We start from the raw sequence: 19,519 nt of genomic DNA, 5'->3' as shown, positions 1-19,519 counted from the left end.
TGGGTATCCGTCAAAGTGCAGGAAAGAGCCGTTTTGTAAAGATGTAGTGTATTGTCACCGGGCTAGTCGGGGGGCGATGCCCGGGACAATGCACTATTCTTTTGCTTTCAGTAGCCTCCTGGCAGCAATCCCCCCTGCGGCCTTCTCGGGCGGATCATCATCCTGGCGACCGCCCCCTTCGCCGCCTTTATCGCTGAAACAAAGCAGCAAGCCCCGCTCTTGGTCCCCTCGCCCCCCATCGGAGACAAAAGCAGAGAGCGGGAGAGAGAAGCAGGCAGCCCTGACTCGGCCTGCCCTAGGAAGCAACCGCCTGTCCCAGAGTTGGGCGACGACGCAGGCGCAGCGCCAGCACCAGACACAAGAGCAGGGCTTCCGCCGAAGCTGCCCCCGACAAACTCAGCGACACCGCTAGAATGCGCTGCTCCCCACCCAGCGCTAACCAGAGCAGCCCCAGCAGCACCACACGCATCAGCAAAGCAAAGACATTGGTCAGCAGCGGCGTCCGTGCATCCTTGAGAGCATAGAAACTGCGAGCCACCACATCGCCGAGACAGACCCCTGGCAGACCTACCACGTAGCCGAAGAGCGCCAGGTTCGTCAGCCAGGCCGAATGCTCATCGAAGGCCCCGTGGCGGAAGAGCAGATCGATCACCCACAGGCCCAACATCCCCAGGGCCAGCGCCGAAAGCACGCTCAGCGCCAGCGACGCCCCGATCACCTGGCCGAACAGGCGGCGCAGATGTCCATAGCGGCGCTCCAGTTCCAGGCGAGCCATGCGCGGCAAAGCCGCCTGCCCAATGGCCTGAGCGATCAACGAGACTGGCAAATAAAAGACCATATAGGCGTTATGCAGGGCCGCCAAACTGGCCAGATCTGGGAGAAAAGAGGTCACCGTCGTCTCCAGAATCGAACTCCCGTAGGCCACTGCCACCGCCAACATACTCGGAACAAAGAGAGCCATCACCTCGCGCAGGCCCGGATAGGCCAGATTCCAGGCAAAGATGTAGCGTCCTCCCTGGCGTCGCAGCGCTGGAAGCTGAACCACCACCTGGAGCGCCGCCGCCAACAGCACCCCCAGCGTCGGCCCATAGATCCCCACCGGTGGCACCGCCAGGGCCAGCAACAGGCCCGCAATCAACCCCACATTATAGATCGCCGTCGCCAGGGCCGGCAGCAAAAACTGCTCGCGGCTGCTCAAGATCGCCGTCACGATCGTTCCCAGACCCAGCAAAAGCGGCTGAATCAACATGATCCGCGTCAGACGAACCGTCAGCTCCTGAACCGCCGGCGGATAGCCTGGCACCAGGACATGGCTCACAAAGGCCGGCGCAAGCAGGCAGCCGATGAGGAGCAAGAGCGTCAATGCTACCAGCAAGACGTTGAAGACCAGGCTGGCCAGGTACCAGGCCTCGCGCTGATCGCCCCGGCGCTGGTAAGCCACAAAGACCGGGATAAAAGCCTGCGTTAGCGCCCCTCCGGCCACCAGATTAAAGAGGGTATCGGGCAGGCGATAGGCGGCATAATAGGCATTGGCCTCCGGCCCCGTGCCAAAGAGGGCATTAAAGAGCGACTGGCGCACCACGCCCAGGCCCTTCGAAGCCAGAATACCCAGCATCAACAGGACCGCCGCCTCTACCACCGAGAAGCGGCGCATGCTCATATCGCGGCCCGGACGCAGGCGGGCCAGACTGAAAGGCAAGCGCAACCCGGCCAGCGACCAGCCAGTTCCAGCCCTCTCCTCTTCCTCTTCTTCCAGCCCTTCCCCCTCGCTCTCCAGCGGAGCCGCCTCCATCGTCCCAGAGGCCTCGCTCACTGCGATCCCCGTCGTGGGATCAACCACGCGTCGTGCTCTCTGCGAAATAGGAGCCTCCTTCTCGACAGCTATTACTCGTCGCCTCTGTTCTGGCGTACAGAGGAGATTATACCAGCCCCGCCCAGCCGCCAGCAGATCACCCTCAAAAAAGTACTCCCGGTCCCGGTCGGAAGCAGGCCCACGCCTCCCATCTGCTGCAGGCCGGCGGTTACTACCGCTGCAGAGTAAGGGAGCGAGTGGGGCCAGCCCGCAGTCCAACAAAAAAGGCTGTCCGTGGGAGAACGGCCAGCCTCTGTAGCGTTACCTGGAAAAGAAAGCAAGTAAGGTAAGGAATGGAACAATCGAATCGAACCAACCAGGAACAGACACAACTCCGGTCGCTCGCCCCTGGCCCTATGGACAGCACGGGGCCAGTCAGAGGCGAGCAGAGCGAGCGCGCTAAGCCTGAGCCTGGGTCTGGGCATTCTTCGGGCGACGCCGACTGATCGAGCCACCCTTACGCCCGGCGGCCTGGGCCTCCTCGCTGGTCCACTTGTGGGCTGTCCCCAGCGCGTGAGCCGCCTTCCCGCCCTTGCTGGCAATCTCGCGCTTCTTCTCCGGGCTCATGGATGCAAAGCCACGACCACGACCTTTCTGATTTTGCATGCTGTGCTCTCCTTCTTCTTGTTCTTCTTCTGCGTCTAAAACAGCATCACAAAGCTGTTCGAGCAACGCAAGCGCAGACTGCAGCGACCCCGCTGCGGCTGCCCTGCGTGCTTCCTGCCTTGCAGCAGTCAGGGTGCATTCCCTACTGTTAGGATAACAGGCTCATGGGGAGAAGAACAAGTCAACAATACGCCTCTACCAAAAAGTTTCAGCTTTCTTTAAGGTTAGCCAGAGCGTGTCAACGGGGAGCGGCTCGGCAAGGGGGCATCACGGGCGGGAAAAGAGGTAAGAGGCAGCCGCTGAGGAAAGCCAGGTATGCGATCCGACCTCTGAGCGCTATGGTAGACGGGGCCAGCCGGCAGCGAGGAACACCTCCGCAGGTGCCACCACCTGAGCCGCAGGGGCTGTTCCACCTGGAAGCTGGCAGGACCAGTCACGGAACGAGTGTCCATCGATCGGGCAGGCCATTGGCTCCATCCCTGGCCTGAGTATCGCTACAGTGGGCCTCCTGGTGGGCTTTTCAAAACTAAGCCTGGCGTTCTGAAGGACTGTGGCGCTGAGTCAAATCGCGGATCAGCCTGACTACCTCATCGATCGCAAAAGGCTTCTCCAACAGCGTTACCTGCAACTCCTGTAGCTGCGCATCCTCCGGCTCGGTCAGCGTCGCCGCGGTCGTCAAAATAATAGGCAGCGAGCGATACTGCGGGAGGCTGCGAACCTGTTGGATCACCTCGATACCGGAGACCAGACCGGGCAGGAGCCAATCGACGATCAGGAGATCGGGCGAGGGAGCCTGATTCTGCGTGGCACCCTGGAGCGCATTCAGGCAAGCCTCAGCAGTGGGGTAGATCGTCACACTATAGCCCTCGTCCTGCAATACGAGCTGCAGCATCTCCTGAATGGCGGAATCATCTTCTAGCAGGCTGATATGCATGGCCTCGTCCCTACCTTAATGAGTATCACTATCATTCCAGCCACACTATAGCAAACTGGACTATATTTCGCAAGTAGGGGCCGGGCCGCTGCCAGCCCGAGCGAGCGCAGCCGGGGCCGGTCCACCCACAGCGCCGGTGGAGCAACTAGCGCGCCTGCCCTGCCGCCTCTGGCAGAGCCGCCGCTAGCGGCAGGGTGAAGGTCACGCGCGTTCCCTCTCCCGTGCGGCTGCGCAAGTGGATATGCCCCCCCATGGCCTCGACCAGCCGGCGCGTGATGTAGAGACCGAGGCCCACGCCCGGCACACACTGGCTGCTCTGCTGCTCCAGGCGGCTGAAAGGCCGGAAGAGACGCCTCTGCTGCTCGGGTGAGATCCCGATGCCCTGATCGCAGACACTGATCTGCATCATAGCCGCCCCACCGGCCTGGCTCCGACCCCCGACCCTGGCCTCTATCTGAATCAACCCTCCTGCCGGCGAATATTTCACTGCATTTTCCAGGAGATTCGTCAGAATCTGCTGCACACGGTCGGCATCGGCCCAGACCGGCGGCAGCGGCTCTCCGAAGCGGCAGCGAAAGACATACTTGCCCGGCGACTCGCGCTCGACGCGCTGGCGGATCAGCTCAACCGCGCGGCGGCAGAGGGTGGCGACATTGAGCGGGGCACAACGCAGATCAAGGTGATTGGCATGGATGCGCGAAACATCGAGCAGGTCGCCGGCCAGAGCTTCCAGATGACTGACTTGCTCCATAATCACATTGAGATAGTGGCGTTGCAGCTCCTCTGTCAGCCCATCGCCGCCCTTGCGTCCCTGGCTGCAAAGGCCGTAGGCCTGCAGCAGGCTGGCGTAGCCCTTAATGGCCGTGAGGGGCGTGCGCAGCTCATGGCTGACCATCGAGATGAACTCGTTCTTCAGCTGATCCAGCTCTGACGGCGAGGGCAACGAGCGGCGCTTTCCTGCCGGGCGGGCGGTGCCGTCTTCCAGCCCCACAGGAGCGAGCCTTTGCCCAGGTGGCGGCCCATCGAGGGAGAAGCGCACGGCCTGCGAGAGTGCCCGTAGCTCCTGTTCCAGCTCGCACGTCAGGCGGGCAAGCAGCTCTCCCAGCAGGCGACGCTCGCCCTCGGTGAAGGCCGAGGGCCGCTCATCAAAGAGCAGCAAGCTTCCCAGGACGCCCGCCGGGCGTTCCAGGGGGGCCACCGCCAGGCTGCCGATGGCCAGATCCCAGCGCAGAGCCGAGTCGGCCTCTCGCCAGTGGATGCGCCCGCTTTGAGCGGCAATATCGAGCAGGGCCCGCACCTGTTCGTGCTGCAAGAGCTTTCGCAGCTTCTCTTGGTGGCACCCACAGCAGCCGATATAGCCGGCGGAGCCTGGGACGAATAAATCAAGCAGGGGATGACGAACCGACTCCTCGGGACACCCGATCAGCAGGCTCGCCGCCTGGCAGTCAACCAGCTCGCGCGCTCGCCGAGCCAGCCGCCTGGCCAGCGCCTCCAAGTCTCCCTCGGCTGTCATGCTATTTTCCCTCCCGCTTACACCACATGACTCCCAGGGTTTCCTTTTTAGTATATGCCCGCTCACAACAAGCGGGGCGCCCGCCCCTGGCTCAGTGGCGCGCGCAGGGAGAGAAGAGAAAGGTAAGGTCAGGTCCGGCCGGACCGCGATTCCCGTGCGGCCAGAAACAGTGTGGCGCTGGGGCGAGAGAGCCTGGGCCTCTCCCTGGTGGTCCCGGCCTTCGCTTCAGGCAGGCATGAGGAGCAGTCACTAACTGATCATATCCTCGGTGAACCAGATCCAGCCATTGGGGGCCACGTAGACGCCGATCCCGATCTGGTGCAGGGTCGTGCTGAAGAGATGGATATGGTGCCAGCCGCTGGCCGGCTCATTGGCCATGCCAGCCTGGATGCTATAGACGCCCCCCCAGGGCGTCGGATACGGGCCGGCCAGCCCAATATTCTCGCCGCAGTCGCTGAAGGTAAACCCCTCGTTGGCGATGCGCGTGCACTGGGGTAGCCCGTCAGGACAGGTATGGCTGAAACCACAGTGGTACATATTCCAGCTATGCAAGCGCGCCCCGCCCGAGAGCGTTGCATTCCAGACAAAGGGCGGTAGGCCACAGGCCGCGCGGTCCTGGTTGATCTGCTGAAAGAGCTTCTGGGTCAGCATGATCTCCTCAGAGGTCAGGGCCGGCGGTTGGCCGTAGGGGGCGCTACCCTTACCGGTGGCGGCGATGGTCGTGGGTAGCGCGCCGCCGGTAGCGGGAGCCGTGGCTCCACAGACCTGAGCACTCTTGCTGGCGCTCTGCGCGGGAGCGGTCGACTTGGGAGTCGGCGTGGACGTTGGGGTACTATGCTGGCTGGGGATGACTATGCTCGTGGGCCTGGGATGCTGCTCCAGATCGCCAACGGCGTCACTCATAGTTCGGGTCGGTGCCCCCGTTCCCTGCGACTGCCCACGCGACCCGCTGCCATTGCCGCAGGCCGCGCAGAAGGCCAGGAGACAGAGGGCCAGGACGAGGCCGAGGCGATATCTCCAGCTCAGGCTCAAGCTCATAGCGCTCGCTCCGCTCCTTTCCTTGCTCTGCCGCGTGCGCTGATTCCTGTGATGTTTGCCTGCTCTGCCGATTGACAGGAAACAGTGTAACATACCGTCGAGGGGCAGAGCAGGCAAGGATAGAGCCGGTGGTACTTTCGGGCGAGCGAGTGGTAAAGCAATCGCCATCCAGACAAGAGCGGCACCAGATCGGCGAAGTCTGGCCGGACAGCTCCGCCGCATTTGGGCTGTGAGCTGCCCTCTCGGAGCATCAAGGGCGGCAAGCTCTCTATGCAGACGCTTTGCCGGCAGACGGGTCCGCGGCGGCTGGTTCACTTCGTCTCATGAGCCGCCAGCAGGTCGGTCGGTCAGGGGCAGCCTTCTCACTCTCCCAGGAGCCTGGTGAGCAGGGCAAGTTGGCAGATCCCGATCGCAAGAGACAGAGCAGCGCTCAGGAGGTGAAAGAGGAAGGACGGCAGCCGAAGGGAGCAGGTGAATGGACTGCTCCCTTCGGCTGGCTCTTCTCAGCACAGGTCGGCCATCTCTTTCCCTCCTGGGCAGGCGCCCCTTCTTAGCGAGCGAGGCGCCTGCCAGCACGAGCCGGGGAGTGGTTTCCGGATCATAGCAGGCAGACATACAGACTGGCAGACAGCAGGTCAGCCAGGCCGATGCTCGCCCGGCGAAGATGGTTCTCGCTCTGATGGCCAAGAGGACGGATTTTCTGCTGGCCCCGGCCAGCCTACCCTACCAGAGGTAGCGATCGAGCCAGGCTAGAAGGCGTTCCTCACGATCGCGCAGGTGAGCCAGCTCGCGCAGGCCATGCCCCTCTCGCGGATAGATCACCAGCTCAGTAGGCACTCCCCGTTCACGTAAGGCCCGATAGAAGGCGTGGGCCTGGCTGACGGGCACGCAGTCATCCTCTGCGCCATGCAGGATCAGGGTCGGCGTTGTCACCTGCGCCGCATAGGTAAGAGGCGAGCGGATACGGTAGACCTCCGGCTGAGTCAGCGGGTCGGCTCGCAGAAAACGCTGATCGAAATCGGGAATGTTTGACTGGGCGTGGAAACCATGCCAGTCGCAGATGCCAGCTCCCATGACCGCCGCCCGAAAGCGCTGAGTTTGGGTCACGGCCCAGGCCGCCATGAAACCGCCGTAGCTCCAGCCGACGATCGCCACGCGCTCCCCATCGATCAACCCGCGCGCCGCCAGGGCAGAGATTCCCTGTAGCACATCCTGCAGATCCTTGCCACCCATATCGCCGACGACGGCCTCGGCGAAGGCTCTGCCCCGGCCCAGGCTGCCACGCACATTGGGGCACAGAACGCCATAGCCGGCGGAAGCCAGCAGCAGGCTCCAGCCGGACTCGAAGCCCGCCAGAAAAGCCCCAGTGGGGCCGCCATGTACCCAGACCACCAGCGGGGGCGCTCCCCGGCCGCGGGCCACCAGCGGGGGTGTAAAGAGAGCCTCGATTTGCCATCCATCAATACTCTCATAGCTGAGACTCTGGCGGCGTGGCAGACACCAGGTCTCTTCAGCCAGAGGGTTCAGGCGTGTCAGGCGTCGCCAGGCCAGACGCAGCCCTTGAGACCGACCTTCCGCCTCGTCCTGTAGCAGGGCAACGTAGTAGAGATCGGGCGGCTGCTCGGGCGAACTGCGTGTGACGAGTAGCCCGCTCAGGTCAGGGGTGGTCGCCAGAGAGGGCCAACCTTCGCGCAGCACCAGCCCAGTCTCCAGCACCTGGCGAGCGCCGCTCGTCTCGTCCAGGATGCCAATCTGCTGTCCCAGGCCGCTCCAGGCCGTATAGAGCAGGCGCTGCCCATCAGGGAACCAGCGGCACCAGGCCAGGCTGATCTCGGCCTCGGGCGTCAGATTGCGGGCCGGACCACCGTCCAGCGCAACAACATAGAGATCGCCGGCTCCGCGAATCACGTCGCTCCACTCGCCCACGACAAAGGCGATGCGCTGGCCATCCGGCGACCAGGTCAAGCCACTGGCCTGATGCTCAAGGGTCGTGAGCTGACGCAGCTGGCCACCGGCGGCCTCGACCACCCCAACCTGTCCCCTATACCAGGCCGTCAATTCCGGCCCAGGAGAGAAATAGACGGCAAAGCGGCGCCCATCCGGCGACCAGCAGTATTCCCAAATCGCCAGGCCCTCGGGTGTGACCGCGCGCGGTAGCCCCTCTGCCAGGTAGACCGTCCACAGCCGCTGACAGCGCTCCGGCTGCTGACCGAAGACGCGCGGATCGCTCACTGGCTCGGCCTGTTCGTAGCCCAGAAAGGCCAGGCGCTGGCCGTCCGGCGACCAGGAAAGATCACTCATCCCCCCTGGCAGCGAGCAGAGACGGCGCGGCGTTCCTCCCTCGGCAGCAACGACCCAGAGCGCCAGTCGGCTCTTGTTGGTATTGGTGTCCTCCTTCTCGCCCCACTCCGCCAGGAAAGCCAGCCAGCGACCATCCGGTGACCAACGCGGACAAGACTGCTCGCCCATCTCTGGAGCAGAAGAGAGAGGCCGCGGCTCGCCCTCACCGCTGGTCTCCTGCAGCCAGATGCACCGTTGCGGGCGCGGCTTACCCGGTACCGGCTCGCGAATCACGAAAGCCGTGAGACGGCCATCGGGCGATAGATCGTAATCCTCCAGCCAGCGCAGGAGCGCGCCTTCGCCAGGGCCAACCAGGCGGCGCGCCAGCGGAGAGAGGGCTGGCGGCTCGCGCCTCTCCGGCAACCAGGCATGCTCTGAAGCTCTGTTCACCAGTGAACCCCTTTACACAGATTCTCACTCGGGCACAGACCTGAGAGAGTCTGTGCCCACCTGTTCTCCGCCTTGCTGCTCCTGGTCGACGGTGGTCGATCAACCAGCCAGCCTGAAGCTACAGGCCAACGAGCAGGCAGCTATCTCCTGCCTTAGCGCTCTGGCCGCCTCTGGCCTTCCCCGCCGACCTCTTCTCATCTACAAAGAAGGGAGCACTGTTTGCTATTATATAGGGGAAGGGAAGCAAACGCAGCCACGCCAGCCGTCGAGGACCCCTGCTATGTACGAACTTTTCATCCTGCTCATGCTGATGCGCGGCCCGGCCCACGGCTACCTCATCGCCAAGGTTAACGGCGACATCGTCGGCCCCTACGGCAGCCTCAGCCACGGGCGTCTCTACCCCCTACTGGCCAGGCTAGAGCAACAAGGACTCATCGAATCGGAGAACAGAGAGCACGGTCAGCAAGGCGACCGTCAGATGCGGATCTATCACATTACCGAAGCTGGGCGCCGACGCTTCCATCAGCTCATGATGGATACTACTACCAAGCGTGGGGACTACCAGCATATCTTTCCTTACAAGGTATCCGGCTTCGAATTTCTCACCCCCGCTGAGCGCCTCTACCTGATTGAGCATTACATTGGCTACTGTGAGGCCCACCTCAACCACCTCTATCGGGAGGCTGAAGATATCCTCCACCAGGCCTTTGAGCGCAAAAGAAGCTGGCCAACCGAGCGAGTGGAGAGCATCCTCAACATCATCCACCACTGGATCGAGCGCTGGCAGCTTGACCTGCGCTGGGCCCAGCAGCTACGCGAAAGCGCCCTGCAGCTTCAGGCTCAGCAAGAGGAGACAGCAGCTCGCCCCATTCCCGGCGGGCAACAGGCAACAGAAAGCCACTAGCGACCAGCAAGCCGCGCGGGCCTTCCTTCTCGCCCACCAAGCAGGATGCGCTCCGCCGCGAGAGGCGGGGTCAGTCCCCCGCTCCCCGTCCGCAGCGGGCGGCTAGCCCAGCAGAGCAGGTCAGCGAGGGAGCCGGTCTCTATAACGAGGTGCCGCCGGGGACCCCTGGCTCAAGCCAGGGAGGGGTCGTTGACCTTGCCCGCTCTTCTTCCCCTCCTCCCTGACTGACCTGAAACAGCAGGCGTCTAGGGGGCAGCCGTCATCTCAACCCGCGCAGCCTCATCGCCGTCGGGCATTGCCTGGCGCGAGCGGCCCCCGTGCGAGAAAGCAGCCAGCAACGTCAACCCAAACCCCAGGGTCGCAAAGGCCGCAGAAGCCCACCAGGTTGCCGCGAAAGCCTGCATCACCGCCTCCCTGAACGTTGTTCCTATGCGCTCCCCGAGAGCCTGCAGGTGGCCACGCAACTGCTCGCGCTGAGGACCGGGAGGCGCCATCTGGGCCAGCGGCCGCAAATCGAGAGCCGGTCCCCCGCTCGCCTGGGTTTCCTGCCCACCCTGGCCGACTGGCACCTGCCGCAAAGCGGTCACCAGGCGGCTGCGCACAGCCGGCGGCAACTGCCCATCGGTCGCCACCAGTTGCAGGCTCGCGCGCTGGGCCTCCTGCAAATGCTGCTGCAACTGGGACGTAAAGAGCGCAATCAAGATTGCCACCCCAAGCGCAAAGCCCACCTGACGGAAGGTATTTAGAATACCGCTGCCAACCCCCAACTGAGGCGGGGGGATCTCGCCGAGGGCGAAGGTCGGAAAGCTCTGGAAACACATTCCCATGCCAACACCGATCAGGGCCAGTCGCCAGCCGGTCTCCAGCGTCCCCGCTGAGGGGCCAACCAGGGCCAGCAAGGCGAAGCCCAGAGCGACCACTAGCAGGCCCGTTAAGCCGACCAGCAGCGGAGGCAGGTGGCGACCCACTGCTCCCATCAGTAGGGAGAGGACCAGCGATGCCAGCGGCAGAGGTAGCAAGGCATAGGCCGCCTGCAGTTGGCCATAGCCGCGCAGCTCGATAAAGTAGAAAACCGCTATCACGAAGGCTCCCTGCATGGCCACCCCAAAGAGTAGCATCGCCACATCCGAGAGCAGAAAGCTGCGAATGGCAAAGAGGCGGAGATTGACCACCGGCTCGCGCACCCGGCTCTCCACTCCCACAAAGATCACCAGGCTGATCAGGGCCAGACCCAGGAGGGCCAGTGTTGCCCCCGAGAGCCAGCCCCAGCTATTGCCCTGCATCACGGCCAGCACCAGCGAGAACAGGGCCACACTCAGCAGCAGCAAGCCGGACCAATCCAGCGGCACGGGCTGCCCCGCCTGGCGCCCCTCGCGCGTCTCCGGTACCCAGAGCCAGACGAGGGCCAGTCCCACCAGGCAGAAGGGCAAATTCACATAGAAAATCCAGCGCCAGTTCAGCGTCTGAACAATCAGCCCGCCCAAAACCGGGCCCAGAGCCGAAGAAAGGCCAGCCGCCGCGCCCCACAGCCCAACCGCCGCCCCACGCTGCTCTCTGGGAAAGATCGCCATCAAGATGGCCAGGCTAACCGGATTAAGAATCGCCGCCCCCACCGCCTGAAAGGCCCGAAAGCCGATCAGCCATCCGATCGAGGGGGCCAGCCCGCAGAGCAGTGATCCCAGCATAAAGATCGCCATGCCGGCCATAAAGATTCTCTTGCGCCCGAAGAGATCGGCTAGCCGCCCAATGGTCACGAGCAGCACGGCAAACACCAGGCTATAGGCATCCAGCACCCAACCAGCCACCGTCAAATCAGTATGCAACTGCTCTACGATCGCCGGCAGAGCGATCGAAACAATCGACAGGTCCAGGAGCGCCATAAACAGGCCAAACATCATGGCCAGCAGCGCCAGCCAGGGATTGGTCCCTCGCTCCAGGCCACGCACCGTTCTCGAAGATTGGGCCATGCCCTTTACCTCCCTGGTTGTAGATCACGGATGGTCTCACAGGAAAGCCAGTCAACGAACCGATGACCGCTCTATCTCACAGAGACCTATTATAGATCCGATTAATGGCAATAGTCAATAGTTATATGACCAAATATACCCATTAAAAGGGCATATTTTTCAATGCTAATGTGTCATAGTGACCTATCTTTGAGAGGGAGATGGCGAGCTACCTTTAGAGCGGAAGAGCGAGCGGTGACCTGAGCGAGAGAAGTCGTCGCCTTTCCCCTCGCCAAGGTCGAAGAGACGTGCGATACTGTATCAGGACATGAAAGGAGAATAGCAGAGCATCCGCATGAGCAATTCCCGTCCTGGCTCAGCCGTGTCTGATGCCCATCTGCTTCATAGTCACAGCCAGCAGACTAACAAGGGAGGAAAGAGATAGCATGGCCAGCTTTGCCTACACTCGTGGATTGCACGATCTTGGTCACGACCTCTACGCCTATCTGCAACCGCCCGGTACCTGGGGATTGAGCAATGCCGGGCTAATCGTTGACGGTCAGGCCAGCCTGCTCGTCGACACTCTCTTCGACCTCAAGCTGACCGGGGAGATGCTGGAAACCATGAAACGGGCTGTCCCTGCCGCCGCTCAGATTGGTACCGTCGTCAACACCCATGCCAACGGCGACCACTGCTACGGCAACCAGCTTGTTGCCAACGCCCAGATCATCGCCTCGGAGCAGGCCGCTATCGAAATGCAAGAAGATCCGCCCGAGCGCCTGCGTAGCCTTCTCTCCCAGACGGCCAACCTGCCTCAACTCCAGCGTTTTCTGCAGCGAGCCTTCGGCGCTTTCGATTTCAGCGACATTACCCTGACTCCGCCAACGCGCACCTTTAGCGGGGAGCTAACCCTGCACGTTGGCAGCAAAGAAGTGCGCCTGATCGAAGTCGGCCCGGCTCACACGCGCGGCGACATTCTGGTGTATGTCCCTGCCGAGCGCGTCGTCTTCAGCGGCGATATCCTCTTTATCGGGGCACACCCCATTATGTGGGCCGGCCCCACTGCCAACTGGCTGCGGGCTTGCGACGTGATCCTGCAGCTTGATCCCGAGATCATCGTTCCTGGCCACGGTCCCGTCACCGACAGGCGGGGAGTCGCCGAAGTCAAAGACTACCTGCAATACGTCTACGACGAGGCTCGCAAGCGCTACGAGACCGGCATGTCAGCTCTGGAAGCCGCGCGCGATATTCCCCTGGACCGCTACGCTACCTGGACTGACGGCGAGCGTATCGTGGCGAACGTCGCGGCCATGTACCGTGAATTCAGCGGCGACCAGAGCGAGCCAGAGAAGCCTCTGCTCTTCGCCAGTATGGCTGCCCTGGCCTCCTGAGCGTTTCCGCCGCTAAGACCGGGTCGCAGCGCCGGCTTCATCCCTCTGTTTGCTGGCTGCCCCCGCACTCTCCGGTTGTATCTGACTACCAGCACCAGCATGCCAATCCCAGCAGGTCAGAAGCCAGGAAAGCAAACAAGCTGGCGAACAGCGGGTAGCAGGCAGACAGGCAGACGGAGAAAGGCGAGAGCTGTGACCCTGGACCATAGCCCGGAGCTGTCCTCTGTTTTCTCTCGGCCCGCGCGCGGGCCGAGGTCTCTGGAGGTCCAAGACCATGAAACTGGTGACCTATGTCCTCGACCCTACCACCCCGCGCGAAGGAGGGAGGGCAGGCGTCCTGCTCAACGAGCTTGTTCTTGATCTGGCCACCCTTGGTCAGTGGGCAGCGCAGCGCGAGATCTCCTTTGCGCGCCTCAGTGCAGGAAGCGAGGCGCCGCTTCCTTCTAGCTTGCTGGGTCTGCTGCAGTGGGGAGAGCCAGCCTGGAAGCGACTGCGTTTAGCCGTGGAGCTGGCCAGCCAGAGCGAGCCGTCCTTTCTCCAAAGGCAGAGTGGGCTGGCCTTCGTCCTGAGCCAGGTTCACCTGCGTCCGCCCATCCCAGACCCTCCCACCATCCGCGATTTCTTCGCTTTCGAGGCCCATGTGCGCAACGCCCGCGCCCGCAGTGGCCTGGAAGTGCCCGCCCAATGGTATCAGATCCCTGTCTTCTATTTCTCCAACACCTCGGCTCTCTATGGGCACGAGGAGGCCATTCCCTATCCCCGCCTCAGCCAGGCCCTGGACTACGAGCTAGAGATCGCCGCCGTCATCGGACGTGCGGGCCAGGATATCGCCGCCGAGCAAGCTGCCGACTACATCGCAGGCTATATGATCATGAACGACTGGAGCGCCCGCGATCTCCAACTCCAGGAAATGGCTGTCCAGCTTGGCCCGGCTAAGGGCAAAGACTTCGCCACCTCCTTTGGTCCCTGGCTGGTCACTCCCGACGAGCTGCAGCCCTACCGCCGCGGCCACGGCGCCAGCGAGCGTTTCGACCTTCCGATGCGGGCCCGCGTCAACGGCCAGCTCTTGACTGAGGCCAACTTTCGCGACATTTACTATACCTTTCCTCAAATGATCGAGCGCGCCTCTCAGCACGTCCGCCTGCGCCCTGGCGACATCCTCGGCTCCGGCACCTGCGGGGGCGGCTGTCTGCTCGAACTGGGTCAGGAACGCCATCGCTGGCTGACCGTGGGCGACGTTGTCGAACTAGAAGTGGCGGGGCTGGGCCTGCTGCGCAACACCATCGTCGCCGCCCCGTCCTGAACCGTCCAGCCAGCCAGCTAGCCAACCAGCAGAGCCTGACCAGGCCGAGAAGAAAGGAGCGAAGGCCCAGCCCGGGTCAGGCGCGCGACCTTCGCTCCCTGCGCCTGTCCTTAAAGGAGAGCTAAGGGAATGCTGCGGTTGTTCACTCTCTACCTCACTCAACCGGCAGCTAGGTCCTCCCTTCCTGCGGAGGAAGGCGCGGCCTCTCCTGTGCCTGGCCGGGGGGCGTCCCGCCGGACGAGGAGAGATGGCTATCCCCTTCCTCGAAAAGGGTCCCCTCTTCCGCCAGCTCCTCCAGCACCCGATCGCGGCGGCGTTGGTCGCGAATGGCACGCGCCAGATGCACACTGAGACAGATGCGCTCAATCTCGAGCGTTGTCAGACGCAGGGCCTCCAGACGCTTGCCCAGGTCCTCGCGCTCGCTACTCTTGACCTTGATCAGCTTGCCGATCAGACTGACCAGCAGGGTCGCTACCGAGAGAATCGAGCCACCAACCACGGAGGCCCGAAACATAATCAGCAGAGCGACAATCACGCAGAGCCAAACAATAATACGAGTTTCATAGAATATAATGCGATTGGCGCGACGAAGCTCTTCGTAGTCTGACTTCAGCAGTTGATAGAAATCGGCCAGATGGTTGGGGAAGTAGGCCAGCGGTTCAGAGGGTGGCTCAGCCATCTTCGCCTGGCCCTGGCGCCGTCGGGGCCGGCGAGATGGACCCTCAGCACCCCTGGACGCGCCCGCTTCCTGCTCCGCCGAGTGCTCACGCATACCAACCCCCCAACCCGGCACAGGATCGCATACAACTCATAGAGTGGTTTCTATGCTCTTCTTTTCTTCCAAAGCGGCGGAGAGCCTTTAGTGCCCGCCCGAGGGAGGGGGCCGATCCGGCCCTGACCATTGTTCGAGCAAGGAGGCAACGGCCTCTCCACGTTTCTGAGCATCAGCCACCTCATAGGCCCGAAAACATTCCAGATAGGCCATATACAACTCATGCAGGCGCTGAAGGTGCCCGTCCAGCTCACGCTGATAGCGCTGATGGAGACGCAGAAGCAGCAGCGAGAGCACGACCGCCAGCGAGGCAGCCCCAATGCTCCACTCCAACGGCACAGCAAGCAAGAGACCAGCCAGGGCCGCCCCCAGCAACAAAACGCTCACCGGCAAGACCCCCATCACCAGGCGGTGCGTCAGAGCCAGGCGCTGGCGCAGGTCGGCATGCTCCTTGCTCAGCCGCTGATAGCAGGCATCCAGCCTGGCCAGATAGTCTTCGGCCAGATCATAACAGACGGCCCCGGGCGGGGCCTCGGCCTCGTTCAGCAGCCCGGCCTCGTTGACAACCAGTGGAGGAACGGAGAGGGCTGTCTTCTCCCCACGCAGCACCCTGGGAGTACGGAAAGGTGTTCCCATCGGGGTCTCCTCCTCACCGACCAGGAAGGCAGTAATAGCAACAGCATATCACCTTAGTTTCTATTATAATTTACTAAAAAAGCTGAAGATCTCTATATAACTTTTGAGGAAAAACATGAAAGCAGTGCTCCGGCGACGAAGAAGGAAATGGGAGGAGGAGATCGAGCGAGCAGCGGCCCAGAGGGGAGGAGAGAGAACGGTCAGCTCAGGGGTCCCCAGGGCTTCATGCGGCGACGAGCCTTCTGGGCCTCCTGATACTGGCCGAGCAGCTCATAGATCTCCGCCTTCAGCATCCAGGCGCGGGCATAACTGCGATCCAGCTCGGTCGCCTCATGCAGGGCGTCCAGGGCAGCGCGATGATGGCCGAGACGCAGCAGGGCCTCTGCCTTATTGCACCAGGCCACAGCGCTGCGCGGATTAATCAGGAGGGCGCGCGTATAGGCTTCGACGGCTCCAGCGAAATCCTGCAGCGCTGAGCGGGCATTGCCCAAACCATTCCAGGCGTGAAAACTTTGGGGATCACAGGCCAGAGCCTGTTCATAGGAGGCCAGAGCCTCCGTCGTCAGGCCCATATCCAATTGGGCATCGGCCTTCCCGTTCCAGGCAGCCACGTATTGGGGATCAAGAGATAAAGCCCGTTCAAAATGGACCAGAGCCTGCTGATAGCGTTGCAGGCGGTGAAGGGCCAGCCCGGCGCTAACCCAGACCACAGCGCTCTCGGGATCAATCTCTGTTGCCCGCTGAAAAGCCTCATACGCTTTGCGATAGTTTCCCTGATTGTAAAGAGCCGTACCTTTGCCATTCCAGGCATGGAAGTTGCGAGGGGAGAGCTGGAGAGCCTCCTCGTAGGCGCGCAGCGCCTGAGCGTAATGCTGCTGCCGCAAGAGCTGGTCCCCCTCCTGACACTTCTCACGCACGCTACTGCTGACGCGCGAGGAGACGCGCGCTTGCTGCTGAACCGGCAGAGGGGAGCTGGCCCGCGCTTCCACCCCGTTGCTCCCGCCCTCGCTCTGGAGAGCCGCCACCTGGGCAGGCAGGGCCCGCCGACTGGCCGATGCCGGAGGCAGACGTGCCGCCTCGCGCGAGCGCAAGACCAAGGCCCTCGCACCCGTGCCGGCCTGCAGAGCACGGTCAAAAGCGTATTGAAACTCCAACATATCGCTATAGCGCTCCTCCGGGCGCGGCGCCAGAGCACGCAGCAGGACCTCATCTAACTCCGGCGCCAGCTCGCGGTTCAGCGAGGAAGGAGGCACGATAACGCCGCTCAAAGGATCATGGGGATGATAACCGGTAAGCATTTCGTAGAGGACGACCGCACAACCGTATTGATCGCTGCGGGGATCAACAATGCCGTGCGCCTGCTCGGGCGCCATGTAGCCGACCGTGCCGCGCACCGTCACCGTCATGCCCACTCGCGCCCCCGGCTCCAGGGCGCGGGCGATGCCGAAGTCGGTAATCACCAGGCGATGATCCTCTTGGTGAATTAAGAGATTCTCAGGCTTGATATCGCGATGAATCACGGGGCGAGAGCGAGTATGAGCATAATGCAGCGCCGACACCAACTGATGAAAATGCTGCACGGTCTCCCAGAAAGGAAGCGGGCCAGCTGCGCTGGCCAGGCGCGTACGCAGCGAGCCGGCGGTATAGAGTGGCATAATCAAGAAGACGCTGGGACCATCGCGCCCGTAGTCCAGCACAGGGGCGATATTGGGATGATCCAAGGCTGCCGCGATGCGCGCCTCGCGTAAAAAATGCTCGCGCTCGCCCGTTGTTGTTCTGCTGGGCAGGAGCAGCTTGATCGCCACATAGCGGGACAGATGGCGATCGACGCCGCGAAAGACCGCCGCATAGCCCCCTTTACTGATCAAAGCCTCAACCACATAGCGGCCGGCGAGCGCCGTTCCCAGCAGGGGGAGAGCGCAGGCTCGGCAGAAGAGATCAGACTCGCGATTCTCGTATCCGCAGTCATCCAGGTCGGCGCAGCGTCGCATGCCCTCCTCCTCTCTCAGTCTCTCACACAGTCTCTCCGTGACATCAGGCAGGTGGCCCGGGACGGCAAGAGCGTCCCCCGTCCGTCCCTGGGGCGCAGGGCCTTTTCTCTCTACGTCTTACGCGAGGCCGCCTGTTGCTCTAAAGAGCGCACCCACTCCTGGCAAGAACGGGCCTCCTCGCTGCGGCCCAGGCGCTCGAGCACGACCGCCTTATTATGCCAGGCATCGGGTTCCTCGGGCGCGAAGGCTGTCGCCTGATCCAGGGCCGCCAGGGCCTCCTCCAGCCGGCCCAGAGCAAAGAGCGACAACCCCTTGTTGTTCCAGGCGGCAATATAGTGGGCATCGAGGGCCAAAGCGCGATCGAAGGCTTCCAGGGCTTCCTGATAGCGGCCCAGCTCATGGAGGAGGCTGCCCTTGTTATACCAGGCCGAGATCAGGCCATCGTCGTAGCGCAGGGCCTGATCGTAGGATTCGAGCGCGTCCTCATACATGTGCAGTGCAGCCAAGACGTTTCCTCGATTATACCATGCGCCGGCCAGAGTAGGATCAAGTTCCAGGGCTTCATCGTAGGAAGCAAGCGCCTCCGCATAGCGGCGCAGATCGCGCAGATCGTTGGCCTTATCAAAATGATAGAGGGCATTGTGTGGCTCCAACTCCAGGGCGCGTTCATGTAGGGGCAGGGCCTGATCGGGCTGCTTGAGACGACGCAAGATATTGCCCTTAATATCCCACAACGAGGCGCGCTGGCTCTCCAGCTCGAGGGCGCGATCGACCGCGATAAGGGCCTCTTCGTAGCGCTGCAGGCTGTAGAGCGTATCGCTCATCGCCTGCCAGATGACGCTCTGGTTGGGATCAAGCACCAGGGCGCGATCAAAAGCCAGGAGGGCCTCCTCCGGGCGATTCTGCTCGGCCAGAGCCATGCCTCGCCCACTCCAGGCGAAGGCGGAGTTGGGGTCGAGGGCCAGGGCCTGATCGTAGCAGTACATCTCTTCATCGTAGCGGCCCAGCTCGTGCAGGACGCTGGCACGCGAATTCCACAGCTCGGGATCGTCGGGGCGGAGGCGCAGCGCATAGTCATAGGCCGCCAGAGCCTCCTCGGCGCGCCCAAGCAGCATTAAGGTTGCCCCCTTACCAATCCAGGCTTCCACCGGACTACCCTGAGAGCGAATGGCCACCTCGTAGGCCGCCAGCGCTTCCTCGTAGCGCTGCTGCTCATAGAGCGCGTTGGCCTCGGCCAGCCAGTCGCGCACCCCGGTCGGAGTGGTCTGACGCTGAGAGACGACCTTGCGAGCCAGGGCCGGATGGCGCTCGGTGCTTATTAGCTCCTCCTCGGCGATCGCTCGCTCCTCGACCTCCTTCAGTCCAGCCGGGGCCTGGCCCGAAGCCTCTCCCTCGGACCAGAAGAGATCGCTGGCCACGCGCACCGTCATCTGAGGACGGAACTGACGGGCAGGCTGGCGCGCCGGATCAAACTCTGTTTTGACCAGAAAGGCCACCGGCCCATCCTGGCCATAATCGGTCACGCGAATGCTGCCCGGCTCATGCACCCGGCTCGAGAGCGACATGGCCAGCTCCGCATCTTGTAGGAACTCCTCTCGCTCCTGATCCGTCGCTTCGCTCGGACGCAGCACCCGCACCATCACCGGCAGCCCGCGATGGTGATCCAGGGCCTGCAGCGTTACCGTCTGGCGGTCGCGCGAAAGCAGATCCATAATTTCATAGCGCCCCAGCAGGAATGAGCCTCTGGTCGGAATTCCACATCGGGCGCAAAAACGCACTTTATCGGGATTCTGATAACCACATCCTTCGGCGTCCAAACAGCCCCCCATGGGCCTCCTCCCTGCTCAGCACATCGTTTTAACAACGTTCCCTCATACATACAAACACGTAGACATCGCAGAAA

14 protein-coding genes are annotated in these 19,519 nt (G+C 62.6%); 3 read left to right on the top strand and 11 right to left on the bottom strand.

Annotated features, from left to right (window positions below; all coding sequences use genetic code 11):
- Window positions 1-295 precede the first annotated feature (295 nt).
- The 6 genes from murJ to ACFMO7_RS21590 form a co-directional block, all read right to left on the bottom strand.
- Window positions 296-1,840: a murein biosynthesis integral membrane protein MurJ gene (gene murJ / locus ACFMO7_RS21615; RefSeq protein ID WP_376797554.1), complete on the bottom strand. Its 1,545-nt coding sequence runs from the start codon at window positions 1,838-1,840 to the stop codon at window positions 296-298.
- 411 nt (window positions 1,841-2,251) lie between these two features.
- A complete protein-coding gene (locus ACFMO7_RS21610) occupies window positions 2,252-2,458 on the bottom strand; it encodes a KGG domain-containing protein (RefSeq protein WP_052888400.1) in 207 nt (68 codons plus the stop codon).
- 526 nt (window positions 2,459-2,984) lie between these two features.
- Window positions 2,985-3,392, bottom strand: a complete 408-nt coding sequence (locus tag ACFMO7_RS21605) for a response regulator (protein WP_376797553.1) — start codon at window positions 3,390-3,392, stop codon at window positions 2,985-2,987.
- Between the two features lie 145 nt (window positions 3,393-3,537).
- Window positions 3,538-4,905 (bottom strand): sensor histidine kinase, encoded by a 1,368-nt coding sequence (locus tag ACFMO7_RS21600; RefSeq protein WP_376797552.1) that lies wholly within the window; start codon window positions 4,903-4,905, stop codon window positions 3,538-3,540.
- A gap of 249 nt (window positions 4,906-5,154) precedes the next feature.
- On the bottom strand, window positions 5,155-5,943 hold the full coding sequence (locus ACFMO7_RS21595) for a CAP domain-containing protein (RefSeq protein WP_376797551.1): 789 nt from the start codon (window positions 5,941-5,943) through the stop codon (window positions 5,155-5,157).
- A gap of 723 nt (window positions 5,944-6,666) precedes the next feature.
- A complete protein-coding gene (locus ACFMO7_RS21590; RefSeq protein WP_376797550.1) occupies window positions 6,667-8,673 on the bottom strand; it encodes an alpha/beta fold hydrolase in 2,007 nt (668 codons plus the stop codon).
- A 280-nt stretch (window positions 8,674-8,953) separates the two neighbouring features.
- Between ACFMO7_RS21590 and ACFMO7_RS21585 the strand changes: the two genes are divergently transcribed.
- Window positions 8,954-9,577: a PadR family transcriptional regulator gene (locus ACFMO7_RS21585; protein ID WP_376797549.1), complete on the top strand. Its 624-nt coding sequence runs from the start codon at window positions 8,954-8,956 to the stop codon at window positions 9,575-9,577.
- A 245-nt stretch (window positions 9,578-9,822) separates the two neighbouring features.
- Here the strand turns inward: ACFMO7_RS21585 and ACFMO7_RS21580 are convergent, their stop codons facing one another.
- Window positions 9,823-11,544: a DHA2 family efflux MFS transporter permease subunit gene (locus ACFMO7_RS21580; protein ID WP_376797548.1), complete on the bottom strand. Its 1,722-nt coding sequence runs from the start codon at window positions 11,542-11,544 to the stop codon at window positions 9,823-9,825.
- A gap of 425 nt (window positions 11,545-11,969) precedes the next feature.
- On the opposite strand from ACFMO7_RS21580, the gene ACFMO7_RS21575 reads away from it, so the two are divergent.
- Together ACFMO7_RS21575 and ACFMO7_RS21570 are read left to right on the top strand one after the other, a co-directional pair.
- Window positions 11,970-12,914: an MBL fold metallo-hydrolase gene (locus ACFMO7_RS21575; RefSeq protein WP_376797547.1), complete on the top strand. Its 945-nt coding sequence runs from the start codon at window positions 11,970-11,972 to the stop codon at window positions 12,912-12,914.
- 274 nt (window positions 12,915-13,188) lie between these two features.
- Entirely contained in the window at window positions 13,189-14,217 is a 1,029-nt protein-coding gene (locus tag ACFMO7_RS21570) for a fumarylacetoacetate hydrolase family protein (RefSeq protein ID WP_376797546.1), read from the top strand.
- 169 nt (window positions 14,218-14,386) lie between these two features.
- Here the strand turns inward: ACFMO7_RS21570 and ACFMO7_RS21565 are convergent, their stop codons facing one another.
- The 4 genes from ACFMO7_RS21565 to ACFMO7_RS21550 all read right to left on the bottom strand — a co-directional run bounded on the left by ACFMO7_RS21565 (window position 14,387) and on the right by ACFMO7_RS21550 (window position 19,328).
- Window positions 14,387-14,896, bottom strand: a complete 510-nt coding sequence (locus ACFMO7_RS21565; RefSeq protein ID WP_376797545.1) for a hypothetical protein — start codon at window positions 14,894-14,896, stop codon at window positions 14,387-14,389.
- A 180-nt stretch (window positions 14,897-15,076) separates the two neighbouring features.
- Entirely contained in the window at window positions 15,077-15,625 is a 549-nt protein-coding gene (locus ACFMO7_RS21560) for a hypothetical protein (protein WP_376797544.1), read from the bottom strand.
- Between the two features lie 200 nt (window positions 15,626-15,825).
- Window positions 15,826-17,616, bottom strand: a complete 1,791-nt coding sequence (locus ACFMO7_RS21555) for a tetratricopeptide repeat protein (protein WP_376797543.1) — start codon at window positions 17,614-17,616, stop codon at window positions 15,826-15,828.
- A gap of 110 nt (window positions 17,617-17,726) precedes the next feature.
- Window positions 17,727-19,328 carry a tetratricopeptide repeat protein gene (locus ACFMO7_RS21550; RefSeq protein ID WP_376797542.1) on the bottom strand — a complete coding sequence of 534 codons (1,602 nt, stop codon included), beginning with the start codon at window positions 19,326-19,328 and terminating at the stop codon, window positions 17,727-17,729.
- Between the last annotated feature and the right edge of the window lie 191 nt (window positions 19,329-19,519).

It is taken from the genome of Thermogemmatispora sp. (genome assembly GCF_042408735.1).
In the GTDB taxonomy this organism is placed as follows: Bacteria; Chloroflexota; Ktedonobacteria; order Ktedonobacterales; family Ktedonobacteraceae; genus Thermogemmatispora.
Note: the sequence above shows the minus strand (reverse complement) of the source record. Positions and strands in the feature narration are given on the sequence as shown.